General features: G+C 69.1%; 18 protein-coding genes. 6 read left to right on the forward strand and 12 right to left on the reverse strand.

Going from position 1 to position 18419, the window contains the following annotated elements; genetic code table 11:
• The first annotated feature begins 23 nt into the window (after positions 1-23).
• Together ACFY2X_RS25155 and ACFY2X_RS25160 are read left to right on the forward strand one after the other, a co-directional pair.
• On the forward strand, positions 24-1364 hold the full coding sequence (locus ACFY2X_RS25155; RefSeq protein WP_389941761.1) for a 6-phospho-beta-glucosidase: 1341 nt from the start codon (positions 24-26) through the stop codon (positions 1362-1364).
• Positions 1365-1441: 77 nt separating this feature from the next.
• Positions 1442-2398: a TAXI family TRAP transporter solute-binding subunit gene (locus tag ACFY2X_RS25160; protein ID WP_389941763.1), complete on the forward strand. Its 957-nt coding sequence runs from the start codon at positions 1442-1444 to the stop codon at positions 2396-2398.
• Here the strand turns inward: ACFY2X_RS25160 and ACFY2X_RS25165 are convergent.
• Both ACFY2X_RS25165 and ACFY2X_RS25170 read right to left on the reverse strand, forming a co-directional pair.
• Positions 2377-3771 (reverse strand): sensor histidine kinase, encoded by a 1395-nt coding sequence (locus tag ACFY2X_RS25165; RefSeq protein ID WP_389941766.1) that lies wholly within the window; start codon positions 3769-3771, stop codon positions 2377-2379. The genes ACFY2X_RS25160 and ACFY2X_RS25165 overlap by 22 nt on opposite strands.
• A 2-nt stretch (positions 3772-3773) precedes the next feature.
• Positions 3774-4433: a response regulator transcription factor gene (locus tag ACFY2X_RS25170; protein WP_389941768.1), complete on the reverse strand. Its 660-nt coding sequence runs from the start codon at positions 4431-4433 to the stop codon at positions 3774-3776.
• Between the two features lie 134 nt (positions 4434-4567).
• Here ACFY2X_RS25170 and ACFY2X_RS25175 point away from each other — a divergent pair, with 134 nt between their 5' ends.
• The 4 genes from ACFY2X_RS25175 to ACFY2X_RS25190 all read left to right on the forward strand — a co-directional run bounded on the left by ACFY2X_RS25175 (position 4568) and on the right by ACFY2X_RS25190 (position 7875).
• Complete coding sequence (locus ACFY2X_RS25175) at positions 4568-5920, forward strand: MFS transporter (protein WP_389941832.1); 1353 nt, start codon at positions 4568-4570, stop codon at positions 5918-5920.
• A gap of 113 nt (positions 5921-6033) precedes the next feature.
• Positions 6034-6390: a hypothetical protein gene (locus tag ACFY2X_RS25180; RefSeq protein WP_389941771.1), complete on the forward strand. Its 357-nt coding sequence runs from the start codon at positions 6034-6036 to the stop codon at positions 6388-6390.
• A gap of 98 nt (positions 6391-6488) precedes the next feature.
• Positions 6489-7547: a hypothetical protein gene (locus ACFY2X_RS25185; RefSeq protein ID WP_389941774.1), complete on the forward strand. Its 1059-nt coding sequence runs from the start codon at positions 6489-6491 to the stop codon at positions 7545-7547.
• A gap of 202 nt (positions 7548-7749) precedes the next feature.
• A complete protein-coding gene (locus ACFY2X_RS25190) occupies positions 7750-7875 on the forward strand; it encodes a hypothetical protein (protein WP_389941777.1) in 126 nt (41 codons plus the stop codon).
• Here the strand turns inward: ACFY2X_RS25190 and ACFY2X_RS25195 are convergent.
• From ACFY2X_RS25195 to ACFY2X_RS25240, 10 genes are all read right to left on the reverse strand, one after another.
• Positions 7869-9161: a serine hydrolase domain-containing protein gene (locus tag ACFY2X_RS25195; protein ID WP_389941780.1), complete on the reverse strand. Its 1293-nt coding sequence runs from the start codon at positions 9159-9161 to the stop codon at positions 7869-7871. The two genes, ACFY2X_RS25190 and ACFY2X_RS25195, sit on opposite strands and share 7 nt — an antisense overlap.
• A gap of 147 nt (positions 9162-9308) precedes the next feature.
• Positions 9309-9713, reverse strand: a complete 405-nt coding sequence (locus ACFY2X_RS25200) for a hypothetical protein (protein ID WP_389941783.1) — start codon at positions 9711-9713, stop codon at positions 9309-9311.
• A gap of 496 nt (positions 9714-10209) precedes the next feature.
• On the reverse strand, positions 10210-11736 hold the full coding sequence (locus ACFY2X_RS25205) for an FAD-dependent monooxygenase (protein WP_389941787.1): 1527 nt from the start codon (positions 11734-11736) through the stop codon (positions 10210-10212).
• 367 nt (positions 11737-12103) lie between these two features.
• The gene (locus ACFY2X_RS25210; protein WP_389941790.1) at positions 12104-12511 is read right to left on the reverse strand and encodes a hypothetical protein; all 408 of its coding nucleotides are present in this window, start codon (positions 12509-12511) and stop codon (positions 12104-12106) included.
• A gap of 142 nt (positions 12512-12653) precedes the next feature.
• Positions 12654-13883 carry a serine hydrolase domain-containing protein gene (locus ACFY2X_RS25215; protein WP_389941793.1) on the reverse strand — a complete coding sequence of 410 codons (1230 nt, stop codon included), beginning with the start codon at positions 13881-13883 and terminating at the stop codon, positions 12654-12656.
• A 246-nt stretch (positions 13884-14129) separates the two neighbouring features.
• Positions 14130-15599 (reverse strand): MFS transporter, encoded by a 1470-nt coding sequence (locus ACFY2X_RS25220; protein ID WP_389941796.1) that lies wholly within the window; start codon positions 15597-15599, stop codon positions 14130-14132.
• Between the two features lie 79 nt (positions 15600-15678).
• Entirely contained in the window at positions 15679-16053 is a 375-nt protein-coding gene (locus tag ACFY2X_RS25225; RefSeq protein WP_389941799.1) for a VOC family protein, read from the reverse strand.
• A gap of 375 nt (positions 16054-16428) precedes the next feature.
• Positions 16429-17316: a LysR substrate-binding domain-containing protein gene (locus tag ACFY2X_RS25230; RefSeq protein ID WP_389941802.1), complete on the reverse strand. Its 888-nt coding sequence runs from the start codon at positions 17314-17316 to the stop codon at positions 16429-16431.
• A gap of 316 nt (positions 17317-17632) precedes the next feature.
• Positions 17633-17896: a group II intron maturase-specific domain-containing protein gene (locus ACFY2X_RS25235; protein WP_389941805.1), complete on the reverse strand. Its 264-nt coding sequence runs from the start codon at positions 17894-17896 to the stop codon at positions 17633-17635.
• 34 nt (positions 17897-17930) lie between these two features.
• Positions 17931-18395, reverse strand: a complete 465-nt coding sequence (locus tag ACFY2X_RS25240; protein WP_389941807.1) for a hypothetical protein — start codon at positions 18393-18395, stop codon at positions 17931-17933.
• Positions 18396-18419: the final 24 nt, after the last annotated feature.

The following is an 18419-nucleotide window of genomic DNA, read 5'->3' on the forward strand; positions in this document are numbered from 1 at the left end:
GAGAAGACGGCGAGAATCGACGTATGAGGCTGACCGTTCTCGGCGGCGGAGGGTTCCGGATCCCGCTGATCTACCGGGCACTGCTGGACGACCGGGGTGAGGGCCGCGTCACCCACGTCACCCTGCACGACCTGGACGCCTCCCGGATGGCGACGATCACCCGGGTCCTCGCCGAGCAGGCGGCGGGCGTTCCGGACGCCCCGGGGGTGAGCGTCACCACCGACCTCGACGAGGCCCTCACCGGGGCCGACTTCGTCTTCTCCGCCATCCGCGTCGGCGGGCTGGAGGGCCGTGCCGTCGACGAGCGGGTGGCCCTTGAGGAGGGCGTGCTGGGCCAGGAGACCGTGGGCGCCGGCGGCATCGCCTACGGCCTGCGCACGGTTCCGGTCGCCGACCACATCGCCCGCAGGGTGGCCGCGCTCGCCCCCGGCGCCTGGGTCATCAACTTCACCAACCCCGCCGGCATGGTCACCGAGGCGATGTCCCGCCACCTCGGCGACCGGGTCATCGGCATCTGCGACACCCCGGCCGGGCTCGGCCGCCGGGTGGCGCGGGTGCTCGGGGTGGACCCGGCGGCCGTCTCGCTCGGCTACGCGGGCCTCAACCACCTGGGCTGGCTGTGCGCCGTACGCGTGGACGGCCGCGATCTGCTGCCCGGCCTGCTTCACGACGACGCCGCGCTGGTCTCCTTCGAGGAGGGCCGGCTCTTCGGCGCCGAACGGCTGCGCGCGATCGGCGCGATCCCCAACGAATATCTGCACTACTACTACTTCCACGACGAGACGGTGGCCGCCGCGCGAGCGGCGCGGCAGACCCGGGGAGCCTTCCTCGCCGAGCAGCAGCGACGCTTCTACGCGCACCCGGGCGGTTCCGCGCTGGCCCTGTGGAACAGCGCCCTTCTCGCGCGGGAGAGCACCTACATGGCGGAGAACCGCGAGGCGGCCGGCGCCGGAGAGCGCGAGTCCCGCGACCTGGATGCCGGCGGATACGAGCAGGTCGCCCTCGCCCTCATGCGCGCGATCACGCTGGACGAGCGCGCGACGCTCATCCTCAACGTCCGCAACCGCGGCTCCATCGCCGCCCTCGACGACGACGCCGTCGTGGAGGTGCCCTGCTCCGTCGGCGCCGGCGGCGCACGGCCGCTGGCCGCGGAGCCCCTCCCCAGCCACGCCCGGAGCCTGGTCACCGGCATCAAAGCGACCGACCGCGCGGTGATCGAGGCGGCCACCACCGGTTCCCGGCGGGCCGCGCTGCTCGCCCTGGCCGTCCACCCGCTCATTGACTCCGTCACGCTCGCCAGACGGCTGCTGGGGCGTTACGAGCGCGAACTTCCCCAGCTCGGCTATCTCCGCGGGAGGAGCTGAACGCCGGCGCATGACGGTCGACTCCGTCGATCACTCTCGGTAGGCTGCTTCACTACCAGTCACGGGAGCTTACGCGCATGCGGTGTCGTCTGACCGCGGTCAGGGCATTGACGGTCCTGTCCGCACTGATGGCCGTCCTGGTCGCGTGCGGCGCCGACGCGCCCCGGTCGTCACCCTTGCTGATCGCCACAGGCCAGCGCGGGGGCGTCTACTTCGACTACGGCACCGGTCTCGCCAAGGCGATCTCCGCCGAACTCCCCGGTGTCCGCCCGCAGGTGCTCACCACCGGCGCGTCGGTGGACAACCTGCGGATGATCGCCTCCGGGCGGGCCGACGTCGCGTTCACCCTGGCCGACTCGGCGGCACTCGCCGTACGGGGTGAGCCGCCCTTCGACCGCCCCCAGCCGGTGCGAGCGCTCGCCCGGCTGTACGACAACTATGTTCATCTGGTCGTCCGGGCCAATTCGGGCATCACATCGCCGGCCCATCTGCGTGGCAGGGTGATCTCCGGCGGTGCGGCCGGGTCGGGAACGGAGGTCATCGCGAAGCGGCTGCTGGGCGTCACGGGCCTCGACCCGGACCGGGATCTGACGGTTCGCAGCATGGACCTGGGGACCTCCGCGGAGGCGCTGCGCGCGGGAGCGATCGACGCGTTCTTCTTCTCCGGGGGGCTGCCCACCAAGACGATCAGCGAGCTCGCGGGCCAGAAGCTCATCCGCCTCGTCGATCTGCGGTCCTACGCGAGCCCGATGAGGCGGCGCTACGGCGAGTTCTACAGCGAGCGCACCATCCCGGCCTCCACCTACGGCCTGCCGGAAAGCGGGACGATCGGCGTGCCCGACTACCTGATCGTGCGGCAGGACATGGACGACGCGCTCGCCCACGACCTGACCGAGCTGCTGTTCACCCATCGTGAGGCCCTGGAGCTGGCGCATCCGGAGGCTCGCAGGCTCAACGTGCGCGCCGCGTTCTCGACGGATCCGGTCATCCTGCACCCCGGGGCGGTCCGCTACTACCGCGACACCCGGTCCTGAGGCTCCAGGCGCAGCCGTACCCTGACGTCCAGGCCGCGCGGCTCCCGCGCGAGCAGGTCGACGAAGCCGCCGGACGCCGCGACCAGCACCGCGACGACCGACAGGCCGAGTCCCGAGCCGTCCACGTTCTGGTGGGCGGGAGATCGCCAGAACCGCTCCAGTGCCCGCGTCCGGTCCTCTGCCGCAAGGCCCGGGCCGTTGTCGACGACGTGGATCTCCGCGAGATCGCCCACCCGCTCGACGTGCACCGTCACCTCGTCGGCCCCGAACTTCAGCGAGTTGTCGATCAGAGCGTCCAGCAGCTGGTCAAGCGTCTCGGGCACCGTCAGGACATGCCTGCCGACGGCGCCGGTACGGCGGAGCGTCGCCCCGAGCTCCGCCGCCCGGGGACGCCAGACGTCCACCCGCCGGTCGGCGATGTCGTCGGCGTCGACCGCGACCACACCGGCCCCGGCCGTCTCGTTCTCGTGCTTCTCCGCACGGGCGAGCGCGAGGAGCCCCTCCAGTGTGCGGGTGAGGCGGTCGGTCTCTTCGAGGGTGAGCTCATGCTCGCGCCGTCCGCTCTCGTCCAGATGGTCCGTGAGGTTCTCCACCCGCAGCCGGAGCGCGCCGAGCGGGGTGCGCAACTGGTGGCTGGCCTGGGCGACGAAGGCCCGCTGCCGGTCGAGCATGTCGGTCACGGTGTCCGCCATCACGTTGAAGGAGACCGCCAGGCGCCGCAGTTCCGGCGGCCCGGTGGTGGGGGCGACCCGGGCGTCCAGCCGTCCTTCGGTGATGTCGTGCGTGACCGCGTCGAGCTCGTGCACGGGGCGGAGCGTCCAGCGCGCCAGACGCCTGGCCGCCAGCCAGGTCAGGCTGAGCGCGACCAGGCACCCGAGCGCGATCATCACCCAGATCTCGGCGATCCGGCGGCGTAGCCGATCGGTGGGTCCGGCGGTGACCGCCGCCCCCACCACCTCCCCCTCACGGATCACCGGCTCGACGATCACCAGCTGCTCGTTCCGCCACGGCCAGATGGTCCCGAGCTCGGGACGGTCGGCGGAGAGCCCCCGCTCGATCAGCTTCCGGGTCCGCGCGCCGGTGAGGGACAGGGCGCGCGGCGAGACCGTGACCGCCCGCCCGTCCCGGTCCACCACCGCGGCGCCGATGCCGAACAGTTCGTGATAGCGGGTGAGTTCGGCGCTCAGCCGTTCGGTCTGCCCCGTGCTCAGCGCGGGCTCGGCCAGCGAGGCGAACCGCAGGGTGTCACCCTGCTGCTCGATGAACGCGGTCTGGGTGTAGCGGGCCGCCACGTTGGCCGCCAGCGGAACCGTGAGCGCGACCAGCGACAGAGCCAGCAGCGACATGTAGATGATCAGCAGGCGGCGGCGCACTGTCAGGACTTCCGCATGCGGTAGCCGATCCCCCGCACGGTTTCGATCAGCCCCGGCTCGTTCAGCTTCGCGCGGAGGCTGGCGACGTGCACCTCCAGGGAGCGCATGGTGCCGCCCCAGGTGGTGTGCCACACCTCCGCGAGGAGGCTCTCCCGGGTGACCACCGCCCCCTCCGCCCGGACCAGGGTCGCCAGCAGGTCGAACTCCTTGCGCGTCAGCGGGATCTCCACACCGTCCCGGCAGACCGAACGGCGGACGTGATCCACCTCCAGGGGGCCGACGCAGGCGGACTCGGCCGGCGCGTGGCGATGGCTCCTGACCCGCCGCATGACCGCCTCGATGCGCGCCTCCAGCTCGGCGATCCCGAACGGCTTGACGATGTAGTCGTCCGCGCCCGCGCGCAGACCGCGAACCCGCTGCGCCTCCTCCCCGCGCGCCGTCACGACGATGATCCCGATCTGGGAGTCCGCGCGGACCTGGCGCAGCACGTCGACGCCGTCCATGTCGGGCAGGCCGAGATCCAGGAGCACCACCTCCGCCGCGCCCGCGGCCAGCGCCTCACCGCCCGACCGGGCCCGTTCGACCTGGTAACCGTGCCGCCGCAGAGCCGTCATCAGCGCGTCGGCGAACCTGTCGTCGTCCTCGACGAGCAGGACCCGCATGTCTTATCTCCAGGGGAAAGCGAATGCTCAACAGTAGCTCAGATCTGCGTCCCTCCCTCTCGCCCGATCGCGGCGCCGTCCATAAGGTCACGGCAACCCCCCGATCACAACGAAGGAGATGGACTGTGAGCACGATGGATACGGGTCCTCACCTCGGCAGGGTTGGACCGTCGGAGCGGTCGTCGGGAGAGCGGCGGGTCGTCGCCAACATCCTCAGAGGATCCGTCGGCAACCTCATCGAGTGGTACGACTGGTACACCTACGCCGCCTTCGCGATCTACTTCGCGCCCGTCTTCTTCCCCAAGGGGGACTCGACGGCGCAGCTGCTGAACACCGCCGCCATCTTCGCGGTCGGCTTCCTCATGCGACCGCTGGGCGGATGGCTGCTCGGCCGGTACGCCGACCGCTACGGCCGCCGCAACGGGCTGACGCTCTCGGTCCTCATGATGGCGGCCGGATCACTGATCATCACGGTGGCTCCCGGCCACGCCTCCGTCGGCATCCTCGCCCCGGTGCTCCTCGTGGCCGCCCGGCTGCTGCAGGGCCTGTCCGTCGGAGGGGAGTACTCCACCTCCGCCACCTACCTGTCCGAGGTCGCCACCCCGGGCAAGCGCGGCTTCTACTCCAGCTTCCAGTACGTCACGCTCGTCGCGGGACAGCTGGTCGCGCTCACCATCCAGATCATCCTGCAGCAGGTGCTCACCGCCGAGCAGTTGCAGGACTGGGGCTGGCGCATCGCCTTCGGCATCGGCACGCTCGGGGCGCTGGCGGTCATGTGGCTGCGCCGCGGCATGGAGGAGTCGGAGAGCTTCACCAACCAGAATCAGGCCGGAGAGCCCACACAGGGGCAGGGCACGCTCCGCACCCTGATGAAGTATCCGAAGGAGGTCTTCACCGTCGTCGGCCTGACGCTCGGCGGGACCGTCGCCTTCTACACCTACACCACCTACATGCAGAAGTTCATGGTGAACACGGCGGGCATAGAGAAGGAGACGGTCTCCTGGATCAACTTCCTGGCCCTGCTCGTCTTCATCTGCCTGCAGCCGATCGCCGGGGCGCTGTCCGACCGAATCGGACGCCGCGCGCTGCTGATGTTCTTCGGCGTCGGCGGGACGCTGCTCACCGTGCCGATCCTCACGTTCCTGTCCGGCACCAAGAGCCCGGTGGGCGCGTTCTTCCTGATGCTGGCGGCCCTGTTCTTCGTGACCGGATACACCTCGATCAACGCCGTGGTGAAGGCGGAGATGTTCCCCACCCACGTCCGGGCGCTGGGGGTCGGCCTGCCGTACGCGGTCACGGTGGCGCTCTTCGGCGGCACCGCCGAATACGTGGCCCTGTGGTTCAAGCAGGCCGGCAACGAGTCCTTGTTCTTCTGGTACGTCGCCGGGTGCGTGCTGATCTCCCTCATCGTGTACGTCCGGATGTGGGAGACCTCCCGGAGCTCCCACATCGACCGCCAGCACTCGAAGGCGACTACCGCGTCGTGAACGGCCGGCGAGGCAGGCACCGGTTCGCGGACGCCGGTTCGCGGGCGTCTTTCGCGGGTGTCTGCCTCGCCTCGGCCGAACTGATCACACGGTACGAGAAGGGAGGCGATCACATGGCGGCACGGAGTCCCCGTGACGAAACCGCCTACATATCCGAAGGGTTGCGCCGGGCCATGGCCGCCTGCGACGACGAGGCCGAAACGGTCCGGAGGATGGCGACGGCCTTCGCGCAGAACGCGAGCCCCACCTCCACCTGCTTCGGTCTCGTTCCCGGATCGGACGAACTGGCCGCCGCGTACGGCGGTGCTCACCCGGGGCAGGCGGGCCACGACGACGGCCGTTACAACGAGGTCCGCCTGTATCTCGAGGATCTGGCCACGGCCCTCGCCGAGGCGGGCGCGGCGCTGCGGGCCTCCAAGCGCAACTATGCCGACGCGCAGCACGCCAGCACGATTGGCCGGTCGAACTGAACACCTTCGACCCGCGGCCTCTGCTGGACTTCGTCGTCACGCTCAAGAACGCGCTGCTGAGCCTGGGCGACGACTCCGACGAACAGCGCCTCAGAGGCATGGCGGAAGCACACCGGCAGCTCGCCCGGGACCTGAGGCAGCTCCACAAGGCCATCGATCCATATGTCTCCCATGTCCTCCGGGACTGGCAAGGACAGACCGCGGAGGCGTTCCGGAAGAAATGGGGCGATGTCGTCGACGAGCAGGCACGAGAGGAGCTCATCGAAAGCTGCGAGAAGGTCGCGGAGATCCTCGACGCCTGCGTGGACGCGTCACGCGAGACCAAAAGGGGACTGTACGAGCTGATCCGCAGCATCGTCATCGCGATCGGCACCGGTATCGCGCTCTCCTGGGTGTCGGCCGGCCTGTCCGCGGCGTTCGCCTACTACCGGGCGATCAAAGCCGCCGGAACGGCGGTCGGGCTGCTCCGGTGGATCATGCTCACCTTCAGGAGCCTCGGGCTCGCCATCAACAACCTGCCGAGGATCAGCCGGATCCTGAGCCCGCTGGCCAAGCTCGCCACGCGGAGCGGCCCCGCGCTCACGCGCAGCCCCGCCCTGACGAAGTCGCTCAAGAACTTCGACGACGTGTTCAACACGCGCTTCGTCTCGACGCTCGCGTCATACAAGAAGACCTGGCTCGTCGCGTTCGGGCCGGCGGTCATGGGCACCCAGATGACCGCCCAGGGGCTGTCCGGAAACAGCATCTTCAACTTCGACATCACCACGTTCGCCCAGGCGGCACGCATTTCCACGGCGGCCGCCTCGGTCGGTGTCGCCGGGCAGAGCGGCCTGGCCTTCGTCAAGAACCACAAGCATCTGTGGAACCTCGGCTCCGGCGTCCTTCAGGGGAGTTCCGGCTCGGCCTGGGCGGCGACCCTGGTGAAATCGGGGTGGGATGTCGCCGAGTCCGCCGCGTGGTTCGGTGGCTTCGTGGCGACCCGGAACACGCTGGTCGGGCTCGTGCCCCAGGCGTCATGGCTGAGCCCGGTGATGCAGAAGCAACTGCTGGGGTTTACCCCCACCACCGGCTTCCGGATGTGGAAATCCCTCTCCACACCCGACCCGGTCCAGGAACTCCCCCAATGGCACCGGCCGATTCCCGGGAACGGACGCTGAGTCATCCGGGAGAGCCGGCTTCGAAGTGCCGCCCCCCGTTTCCGGCCCTCCCGCGGCGCCGTTCCGGAGCCTCGCGGCGGTCCCGCCTTCCGACGACGGTACGGCCGGCGACCGTACGAAAGGAGGAACCTCCGTGGCGAAAGACGGGTCCCGGCCGCGAAGCCTTGATCCGCACCGAGCGGGCCGTCGATAGTCGGGAGCCATGGACGAACTGCTGGCCGAGATCGCGGCTCACCTGGACGTGACGGGCACCGATGAGGCCATGCTCTCCATGGCCCTGCACCTGCGCGACCGTGACGTCAGCCTGCGCGACATCGCCGTCTACTGAGCCGGCTCGGCCTCCTCGTCGGCCGATCCGGCCTGCCCGTCGCAGAACACCTCCTTGACGAGCCCGTCCAGCAGCTTCTGGAAATTCTTTGCCGGGCCCCTGGTGGCCTCGTCCACCCAGGTCACCGAGCCGGTCAGGGTCGTCTTGCCGTCGGGCGAGCTGTACATCAGCGCCCCGTAGGCGTGCGGGGGGCTGCCGTTGTGCTGGTAGACGGTGCCGCAGTTCGAGCCCAGGTCCTGCACGAACAGCCCGAGGCCGTAGCCCATCTTCGGGTGCGGCTTGCGCATCTCGGCCAGCAGCGGGGCCGGCAGGAGCTTGCCGCCCATCAGCGCGGAGAAGAACGTCTGGAGATCCTCGGTGGTCGAGATCAGGTCCCCGGCGCCGGCCAGCAGCGAGAGGTTCTGGCGGGAGACGTCGACCGTCTTCCACTGGCCGGCGTCCTGGATGCGGTAGTAGCCGTGGGCGTGCGGCCCGGGCAGCTGCGTCCGGGTGCCCGGCACCATGGTGCCCCGCATCCCAAGCGGCCCCAAGATCCGCCGCTGCATCTCCTCGGCGTACGAGCGGCCGGTGACCTTCTCGATCAGCAGCAAGGCCAGCGTGTAGTTGGTGTTGGAGTAGAGCTGGTCCGTCCCCGGCTCGAACCGCGCCGGCTTGGACAACGCCAGCCGTACCAGCTCCTCCGGCCGGTAGCTGTGGAACCGGTTGTTCAGCCATGCGTCGCCGGCGGCGGGGATCCCCGGCACGAACTTCCCGTCGGGGTAGTACTCGCCGGTGTAGTTGAACAACCCGCTGGTGTGCTGCAGCAGCATCCGCACCGTGATCCGCCGGTCCAGCTTGTAGGCGGGCAGGTAGTCGGCCACCGGCGTGTCCAGCCCGATCTTGCCCTCGGCCACCAGCTGCAACACCAGGGTCGCGGTGAAGGGCTTGATGACGCTGCCCGTCCAGAACCGCCCGTTCGTCGGCGGCTTCGCACTCTGGCCCAGCTTGCGCACCCCGGCGCTGCCGACCCACTCGCCCCGCTCATCGTGCACGCGCACCTGCACCCCGGCGAAACCGGCATCGACGAACGCCTGGACGGCCTTCTGCAGCTCCGGGCGATCCTGCCCGGCAGTGGCCTTCGACACGGCCCCGCTGTCCGCGGCGGCCGCCCCGGGTGCGGCCGCCCCGGCCAGCAGCGCGGCCGCCAGCGCCGGCACCGCCACTCGCCGCAAGACCTTGCCAAGGATGACCGGGCGCTGGTGCACGCCGTAGGTGCGCGTGATCACGGGTGGGGATTGGGTTTTCATGGTTCCTTCGTCTCTGGTGTCGCGCTCAGGCGAACAGCTCGCCGAGCAACTCGGGGCCGACAGGGGATGGGGGCCGGCACGCCGCCGTGTCACCGGGGCCGGACATGACCCCGGTGACCGGCTACGGCTGCGCAGGTCGACATCTGATCAGGCGGCGTCGAGGGCTTCGGTGATCTTGCGGGCCATCTCCGCCATGGTGGGGCTGGGCTCGCCCTGGTGGGTGCGGGCGGATGCCTCGACGGCGACGATGACGGTGCGGCGGAAGTTGTCGGCCTCGGCCGGCTCCTGCTGCTTGAGCAGGCTCATGGCCGCGGTCAGGGCCGGCAGCACCTGGTCGGCGAGTGCGGCTGTGGACTTGCCGTACTTCACGCCCTTGGGCGCCTTGGTGAGCACGTGCCCGACCAGGCCGGTCGCGGAGGTCAGAGCGATGGAGCCCTCGGTGGCGGCCTTGTGGGCCGAACCGGCGGCACCAGCGGCGGACATCAGCGAGACGGCGCCCCACGCGGCGATCCGCAGGGTGAGCTTGTCCTGATCGGTAAGGGTGACGGACATGACGGTGAGCTCCTATACATCTGTTACGAAATTCAAATTGAATGGACGGATGGTGGACTGCGGTCCTGTTGGCGACCGGGGTATCTGGATTGCTCAGGTCGGGTCGCCCGAGGGGATCTCACCCGGCCTTGAGGCCGCAGTCGCTGAACCGTTCATGGCGTCCACGATCGCCGACCGCTCTGATACCGGGCCGTCGCCGTCCTGACGCGGCCGCTGACACGACACCGCATGGCCGACGGCGAGCGCGAGGGCCGGCCGGCTAGGTCGAGGTGTGAGTTTGGGCGGCAAATGGCCGAGAATCTTCGGAGCTATTTGTCCGCGTGCCTCGACCGACACGACACCTTGCTTAACGCGAGTAGCCCGGTCGACGCTGTCAACCCCAAGAACGGTGAAGTCATCACCGTCGCGGACCGCTCCCGAGGCGGCGGAGGCGTCCTTGGCGGCGTCGGCCGGCCATTCCAGCCGCACACATCGGCGTGGCGATCCGGCGTCGGTTTCAGGGTGTGCCGAACCAACCGGTGAGTGCTTCTCGCAGCGCGGGCACGGCGCTGTCGGCGGGTTCATCGATGGTCGCGGCCCAGGCGATGTGGGCATCCGGGCGGATCAGTAGGGCGTCGGCCGGCCGATCATCGGTTTTGGCGGTGTGGACATCGACGCGATGCCGCCAGTCTCGGGCGGTCTGGCGGAGCTCTGGGCGGTCGGCGAGGTCGAGGAGGATGGGCCGTGCGGTGTGCATGAGTTCCGCGACACTGGTCATGCCGTGGTCGGTGTGCAGGGTGAGGTCGGGGGCGAAGGTGCCGGCCAACGGGTGGTGGCTCGTGCCGGGCATCGGGTAGCGGATGTCAGTGCCGGCGACAAGGGCTCCCATGCGGCGCAACGGCTGCTCGTCGGCGAGCAGTTCCTGGAAGACCTCCCGGAGCGCTTCGGCGGCCGGGTCGTGCCCGCGCCGCAATGCCACCTGGGCTCGAGTGTGCAGCATGGTGCGGGCGCCTGCGAGGTGGCGTTCGTCATGGTAGGTGTCCAGCAAGCCGGCCGGCGCCCGGCCGTGGACGTCGGCGGCCAGCTTCCAGGCCAGGTTGACCGCGTCGAGCATGCCGGCATTGAGTGCCACACCGGTGGCCGGGAACAGATGCGCCGCATCACCGGCCAGCAGGATCCGCCCATGGCGGTAGCGCTCGGCCTGCCGAGCCTTGAAGGTGAACCGCGACAGCCGGATCGGTTCTCCCACCGGCAGATGCACGCCGAGCACGCGGCGGAGGCTGCCCTGGAGTTCGGTCACGGTCATCGGTGTGTCGTCGTCGTATTCGGTGGTCTCGTCTTCGATGGTGTAGAGGGAGACGACCTTGGAGGTGGGCGACGCGCCGACTCCGAGGAGACCATGATCCGTCCGGGTGAAACCCGCGCGGATCGTGCCGAAGCCGGGGACGTCGAGATCGCCGTTGCCGAGTATGGTCACCGTTTCGGGCAAGGTGACCTGAGCCAGCCGGTTGACCTCCGGATAGGTGGTGCCATGGAAACCGATGCCGGCCCGGTCACGGATCTGGCTGCGCGCGCCGTCGCAACCCACGAGGTAGCGGGTGCTCATCCGGTACGGCCCGTCCGGGCCCCGCACGTCCACGGTCACCGCGGCATCGTCCTGGCTCACCCCGATCACCTCGTGTCCGCGGCGGATGTCGACGCCGAGTTCGTCGGTGCGTTCGTCGAGCAGCCGCTCAAGCCGTGGCTGCGGGAGCGGCAGGGCGTGCATCGGGGGGTCCGCCAGCTGGGTGAAGTCCAGATGCACACCGCCGAACGGGAACCGGGGAGCCGGGACAGGGTCGGTACAGGCTGCTTCGAATCGTTCCAGCAAGCCTCGGCAGCGCAGCAGTTCGAGGATCTGGCCGCCGAGACCGCCGGCCTTGGGAGTGTCTCGGCGCTTCGGCTTCCGCTCCAGCACCAGCGGCCGCACCCCGGCCAAACGCAGTTCAGCAGCCAGCATGAGACCGGTCGGGCCGGCACCCACAATAACTACATCGGCGTCCATCACTGGCTATTCCCCTCACAGTCTTTCGTCGACAACACAACACGCTTGAGATAGGTGGTCAGGCCTTCGTGAAGTGGGCCCTCGCATCGCGTCGAACAGCCGCCCGCTGCCCGCCGCGCGGCCCTTGCGACAGAGAACTGTCGGGATAGGCCAGATTGAGCTGCGCCCGGCTGGATCTTGTGAGCGGCGTTCAGGCCAAGGTCGCGTGCCCGGGCCTGGCGGCCGGTCCGGTGCAGGACGGTGGCTACGACCCGGCTTGGCCTCCTTGGCAGGGCTCGACCCCTTGCTTGACCCGCCCTCGCCGCCGCGTCACCGGGGGCCGGACAGACCCCCGTGACACGCGGTAGCTGCGCAGGTCGAGATCTCCTCAGGCGGCGTCGAGGGCTTCGGTGATCTTGCGGGCCATGTCGGCCAGGGTGGGGCTGGGCTCACCCTGGTGGGTGCGGGCGGCGGCGTCGATGGCGACGATGACGGTGCTGCGGAAGTTGTCGGCCTCGGCCGGCTCCTGCTGCTTGAGCAGGCTCATGGCCGCCGTCAGGGCCGGCAGCACCTGGTCGGCAAGGTCAGCTGTGGACTTGCCGTTCAGCTTGATGTCCCTGCTCTTTGCGGCGAGCACGTGCCCGACCAGACCGGTCGCGGAGGTCAGCGCGATGGAGCCCTCGGTGGCGACCTTATGCGCCGAGCCGGCGGCACCGGCGGCGGACATCAGCGAGACGGCGCCGTAGGCGGCGGTACGCAGGGTGGTCTTGTCCTGGTCGGCAAGGGTGACGGACATGGTGGTGTGCTCCTATACATCTGTTACGAAATGCAGTTGAACGGGCGGAGGGTGGACTGCGGTCCTGCTGGTGCCCGGGATATCTCGATGGCTGAGGCCGGGGTCGCCCGAGGGCGCGGGCGTACCGGGCGCGGGCTCGGTGTCAGGCGTCGATCGCCTGGTAGGCCGTGGTCCAGAAGTCGTGGATCAGCCGCGCCGGATCCGGAATGGACAGCCCGACCTGGGTGAGCAGGATTCCGGTGAGCCGGTTGGCCGGGTCGGCGTAGGCCGTGGTGCCGGTTCCGCCGTCCCAGCCGAACTGGCCGATGGGCGCGTAGTCGCCGCGGTAGGTGCGCACCGCCATCCCGAAGCCCCAGCCGCCCTGTTGCCCCTGGCCGAAGGAGATGTGGACGTTGTTGGTGGCCAGGGCGTTGCGGGCGGCGTTCTGCTCGGGCGTCAGCCGGTTGGTGGTCATCAACTCGACCGCGGGCCGCGACAGGATCCGCTCGCTGCCGTGCATCCCGCCATTCAGCAGCATCCGGAAGTAGGCGTGGTAGTCGTCGACGGTGGAGACCAGCCCGCCGCCGCCATGCTGGAAGGCCGGAGGCTGACTGTAGCGTCCGCTCGCCGCCTCGTCCCACACGTGGAATTCTCCGGTCTGCGGGTCGGGGGCGTAGCTGGGCGGCAGCCGGTCGATCTTGTCTGCGGGCACGTGGAAGGCGGTGTCCGTCATCCCCAGCGGATCGAAGACGCGATCGCGCAGAAACTTCTCAAACGACTGGCCGGTGACCCGGGCGACCAGTACGGCGAGGACATCGTGGCTGATGTCGTACTGCCAGCGCTCCCCGGGCTGGTAGGACAGCGGCAGCTCGCCCAGGCGGCGCATCCACTCATCCGGCTCGGGCGCCGGCCCGGTTCCCCCGCTGTAGTTGGCCCGCTCCAGGACCGCGGCCATGATCGGGGAGCCCATCAACGTCAGGTCCACCCCGAGCCCGAACGTGGAGGTCAGCAGGTCCCGCACGGTGATCGGCCGCCGCGCCGGCACGGTGTCGTCCAGCGGGCCATCGGCCCGCGCCAGCACCTGCCGGTCGGCCAGCTCCGGCAGCCACTCATCGACCGGGTCATCCAGCCGCAGCCGGCACTCATCCAGCAGGACCATCGCCGCCGCCATCGTGACCGGCTTGGACGTGGAGGCCATCCGAAAGATGGTGTCCCGGCGCATCGGCGCGCCACCGTCATGGCGCAGCGTCCCGATCGCCTCGACATGCGTCTCCTCGCCCCGGCCGACCAGCGCGACAAGCCCGGGGATCTTCCCGGACTCGACATGCCGAGCCAGCACCTCACGCAGTCTGCGCAGCCCCGTTGCGGAGAAGCCGCTGTTGCCAGTTCCCATTATCAATTTCCTTACCTTCAGTGTTCGATCTTGCGAAAGCCCGTCCCGGCGTGGCGCTCATGGGCTTCCATGAGCGACGCACGAGGGCCGGGGGTGAGCTCGGCGTGGCCCGGTTCGCAGCCCTGAGGCCGTGATCGCTGAACCGTTCATGGCATCTACCGTCGCCGACCGCTCTGATACCGGGCCGTTGCCTTCCTGACGTCGCCGCTGACACGACACCGCACCAGAGGCCAGAGCGGTTCCTTTCTAAGCGTTGACGAGGGTCCGGGGCTCGCTGGCGGCAGGCGCGCCGGTCTTGCGGCCGCGCAGCAGGAGCAGGGCCACCACGGCTGCGGCGACCACGCCGACGGTGGCGCCGAGGAAGGTCGTCGACATGGCCGCGTCGTAGGCCTCGCGGGCGATCGCGGCCAGGGACGGGTCTGCCACGGCGGCGGCGACCGACCGGCGAGCCTCCTCCGACGCGGTGGCCGGCATGGCCGAGGCGTAGCTGCTGCTGGCCAGGCTGCCCAGGATGGCCACGCCGAGGGCGGCGCCGGCCTGCTGGATGGTGTCGTTCAAAGCCGAACCGACACCGGCCTGCTCGGTCGGGATGGCGCTCATCAGCGCGGCGATCGCCGTGGGCCCGGCCAGGCCGCCACCGGCGCCCAGCACGACCTGCGCGATGGCCAGGGCCAGGAAGCTGTCGGGGGAGGAGAAGCCGAGCAGGGCCAACCCGGCGGCCATCACGATCATGCCGAGAACCGCGGTGGTGCGGTTGCCGAGCTTGGCGCCCAGGCCCGCGCCGACGCCGTTGAAGATCACCGAGGCGATGAACATCGGGATGAAGGCCAGTCCAGCCTGGGTGGGGGTGTAGCCGAGGACGAACTGCATGTACTGAGTCAGCACCAGCAGCAGGCCGCCGTTGCCGACCTGGACCAGGGTGAGCGACAGGCTGCCGCCGGCGAAGTCGCGGTCGCGGAAGAGGTGGAGCGGCACCATCGGGTGCTCGGTGCGCAGTTCCCAGCCGATGAAGGCGGCCAGGGCGATGACGGCGATGGCCAGCGGGGTCCAGGCGATGCCGTGCGCGAGCTCGTTGATCGTCCACACGAGGGCGGTCATACCGATCATGGACAGGACGGCGCCGAGGGGGTCGGGCTTGGTCGCGGGGCCCTTGGATTCGGGCATCAGGGTCAGGGCGGCCAGGATGGCCAGCGCCGCGATCGGGACGTTGATCCAGAAGACCGCTTCCCAGCCGAGGGAGGCGATCAGGGCGCCGCCGGCGACGGGGCCGCCGACCAGGCCGAGCACGGCGAAGGCGGCCCCGGCGGCCATCGCCTTGCGCCGCTCGGCCTCGTCGGGGAAGACGACGATCAGGAGCGACAGGGTGCTGGGCATGATCATCGCGCCGCCGACGCCCATCGCCACGCGGGCGGCGATCAGCTGGCCGGGGTCGGTGGCGAGGGTGGCGGCCGCGGAGGCGACGCCGAACAGCACCAGGCCGATGACCATGAGCTTGCGTCTGCCGTACCGGTCGGACAGGGATCCGGCGGTGAGCAGCAGGCCGGCGAAGACCAGCATGTATGACTCCAGGATCCACTGGATGTCCTGCGAGGTCGCGCCCAGATCGGCGGCCAGGGAGGGCACGGCGACGGTGAGTGCCATGTTGTCGATGATCAGCACCAGCGTGCTCAGACAGAGCACGATCAGGATCAGCCACCGACGGGGATGCGGCTGCATACTTCTAGCTTCCATTCATGCACAGAAAGTGATCGATTGTGGGCGGCGCGGTCCAAGCGCCATCCCGAAGGAGGGTGGATCAGGCGCCGCTGGGCGCGATCCATTCGGTCAGCTCGACCACGATGCCGTTGGGGTCGGTCAGGCGCACCAGCCGCTCACCCCACGGGTTGCGCCACAACTGCCCGGTGATGGGTGCGCTTTCGGCGCGCAGGCGCGTGTATTCCTTGGCCAGATCGGTGACCGCGAACGTCATCACCGGCTGGGCGATCCGCTCTTGCGGCCGTTCGAGGTCGCGCTGGTGCAGCAGGATGTCGGCGACCGCGTCGTCGCGGCTCAGCCAGGTGAAATCCGGGGTGTCGAGCACCTCGCGGAAGCCCAGATGGGTGGTGAAGAAGCGGCGGGAGCCTGCCGGATCGTCGACGGTGAAGACGACCGTTGAGGCGACTATGTTCATGATTCTGCTCGTATGCGATTTTCTTCCACGGCTTCCCTCCTATGCGCTGATTCGTCCTGGATCAAGGTTGCCGGTATGGCCTGGCCGGGGCAACGCCGGATCTTGCAACGCTGCGTTAACCGCAGACTTCACGCCGGGCAGGACACGCTGGAGATCCGCGACATCGAGAGCTTCCTGACGCCCGCCGAGGAGCCGCATGCCGGCCGTACGGCTCACACCAGTCGGCGAACACCTTCGCCAGGACCTCCGGCCGGTCTACGAAGGGCTTCGCCTCAGCATGGATCTCGCCCGATCAGCCGCTCAGGGGAAGACCGACGTGCCGCGCATCAGCATGGTCGGCAACAACACGACTGTTGACGAGGACTGTGGACGGTCTCAGCCGGGCAGCGGTCCCAGGTCGCCGACGACGCGGGCGAAGGCGCGGATCATGTCGTTCTCCGCGGCGCTGAGCCACACCGGCCCGTACGGCAGCGCATCCATGTCATTGACGGGCAGATAGGCGATGTCGGGGCGGGGGAAGTACCGGGTCACGTGGACCGGGAAGAGGGTGACGGTCTCCCCCAGGGCCGTGTGCATGAAGATGTCCTGGAGGCTGTTCACCACGGCGGTGCGATCGATCGACCGGCCCTTGGGGGTGAATTCCGGGACGTAGCGGTCTTTCCAGTAGCCGGGCGCAGGATCGGCCATCACGTGCCGGAAGTCGCTGACCGCCTCCAGGGAGACCGACGACCATCGGGTGAGCGCATGGTCGTCGGCCACGGCCAGCACCCTCGGGTCGGCGAACAGCAGCGGACCCATCGTGAGGTCGGGCTCCTCGACCGGCAGCCAGGTGACCAGGATGTCGACCTCACCGTTGCGTAGCTGGGCGAACGGATCCTGGAATGGCGACTGCCGCAGACGCAACTCCCACTGCGGGTGCCGGGTGCGGAAGGTCTCCCAGTAGCGGCGCAGCTCCTGGACGTTGAGGGGGAACAGGCTCACCCGGAGCGTGCCGGTCTTGCCGCGAGCGGCCAGCCGTGCCCGCTCCAGACTCTGCGCCAGGCCCTGGTGCAGCTGGCGCAGATCGTCCCGCAGCTGCTCGCCCAGCGGGGCGAGCCGGACGCTGTGGCTGTTCCTCGCGAAAAGCTCGGCACCGATGGCGCGTTCCTGCTTCTTGATCGCCTGGCTGACTCGGGCCACAGAGACATGCAGCCGCTCGGCGGCGCGGCCGAAGTGCAGCTCCTCAGCCAAGGTCAGGAAGATCTCGATGTCCCGTAGCTCCATAAGCCCATTTCGCCTATCTGTGCCATATACGGGAGGAAGTCTGGCATATGAGGTCAAGTGGGGAAGCGGGCGAGTAACCGGGCCTCTCTTGTGGTCGCCCCTGATCTACGTAGAGTCCTCATCGTCCGGCACCCGTAGGCCGGGATCAGGCGCTGGTCTGACGGACCCGAGCGCCGGGCCTAATCCGGAGGGCTTTCGCTTTTCCGCGACCTCACTGAAGGGACGCCACCGGTCGGGTCGCCCCGGGCGTCTCAGCCCGGGGCTCCCACAGAACCGTGCGTAACAATCTCTCGTTACACGGCTCTTGTCGTCCTGGTCACCAGACTGTCGGGACCGTGTTCACCCAGATCCAGTGGGCGAAGAACTTCGGCCGTGACTTCACGACCATCTCCCATTGGGCCCGGGCTTTCCTGCGGCCCCGGAGCCGTTTGTACTTGTTGCGCGACCACCGCATCAGGTAGGCGTTGATGCGGGCCAGGAGGGGATACAGCGCGGAACGGTAGAACGCCCCGTAATACCGCATCCAGCCCCGCACGACCGGGTTGATCAGCCGCGCGAGGTCGTGTTCGGAACCACCCACGGCAGGTCACAGTGCGCCTGGACCGCTTTGACGATCAGGTCCCACGGCACGGAGTCGAAGAACGTGCGGATGTCGAACTCGACCACCCAGTCGAACTTCCAGCACCGCTGCCGACAGGCCTCGACCGCCTCAGCGCCGAGCGGCCCGGACGATAGCCATAGGAGTCCGGATGGAAGATCGGCTCGACCTTCGCCTCCAGGACCCCGGCCACCACCGTCTGCGCGATCCGGCCGGCCACGGTCGGCACGCCGAGCGTTCTCGTGCCACCGCCGTGGGCCTTGGGAATCTCCACAGCCTGAACCGGAGGCGGAAAGTAGGTCCCCGAGGACATCCGATTCCAGATCTTGTACAGGTTGCCTTTCGGATCTTTCTCGAATTCCCCGATGGACATTCCGTCCATCCCGGACGCGCCCTTGTTCGCCTTGACTTTCTCCCACGCCATCTGGACAGCACGTTTCGAAATCTCAAACGACTTGCCCGGTGCTTTCAACTCGTTCACGCGACTCCTCCCGGATTGCTCCGG

The organism is Streptosporangium sp. NPDC000396, assembly GCF_042898655.1.
Taxonomy (GTDB): domain Bacteria; phylum Actinomycetota; class Actinomycetes; order Streptosporangiales; family Streptosporangiaceae; genus Streptosporangium.